Origin of the sequence: Kocuria sp. CPCC 205260, assembly GCF_040981045.1 — a bacterium.
Classification (GTDB): domain Bacteria; phylum Actinomycetota; class Actinomycetes; order Actinomycetales; family Micrococcaceae; genus Kocuria; species Kocuria palustris.
On sequence record NZ_JAVKPT010000073.1, the window covers coordinates 1 to 566 of the forward strand.

Here is a 566-nt window from a genome sequence, read left to right on the forward strand (position 1 = left end):
TGTCCCTCGTGGTGGTCTCGGCGCTGTTCCTGCGCTGGCTGCCGCAGCACGGGCCGTTCGTGCTCGTGCTGTTCGGGCTGACCGTGCTCACGGCCGCGGCCGTGCACCTCACGCAGCGCCCGCGCTACGTCCGCGGTGCCCGCCGGATCGCCGCGGAGCGCGCCGCTCCGGAGCTCGGGGCCGTGCTGGCCACCTCGGCGGCCGTGCTGGTGCTGGGCGGCCTCGGGCTCTGGACGGTGCTGGTGCTCAGCCGATGAGGTCGCGCACCACGATGGTGTCCTCGCGGTCCGGGCCCACGCCGATCGCGGACATCCGGGTGCCGCTCATCGCCTCGAGCGCCTCCACGTAGGCGCGGGCGTTGGCGGGGAGGTCCTCCAGGGTGCGGCAGCCGGTGATGTTCTCCTCCCACCCGTCGAAGTGCTCGAAGACCGGCCTGGCGTGGTGGAACTCGGTCTGGGTCATCGGCATCTCGTCGTGCCGGACGCCGTCGACGTCGTAGGCCACGCAGACCGGGATCCGCTCGATGCCGGTGAGGACGTCGAGCTTGGTGAGGAAGTAGTCGGTGA

General features: G+C 72.1%; 2 protein-coding genes. One reads left to right on the top strand and one right to left on the bottom strand.

Annotation, left to right across the window (positions count from 1 at the left end):
- On the top strand, window positions 1-257 hold a 257-nt coding region (locus RF645_RS13225; RefSeq protein WP_368819265.1), incomplete at its 5' end, for a hypothetical protein.
- On the opposite strand, the gene RF645_RS13230 is transcribed toward RF645_RS13225, so the two are convergent.
- Window positions 247-566 (bottom strand): adenylosuccinate synthetase (locus RF645_RS13230; RefSeq protein WP_368819266.1); only part of this gene is annotated, 320 nt, incomplete at its 5' end. The genes RF645_RS13225 and RF645_RS13230 overlap by 11 nt on opposite strands.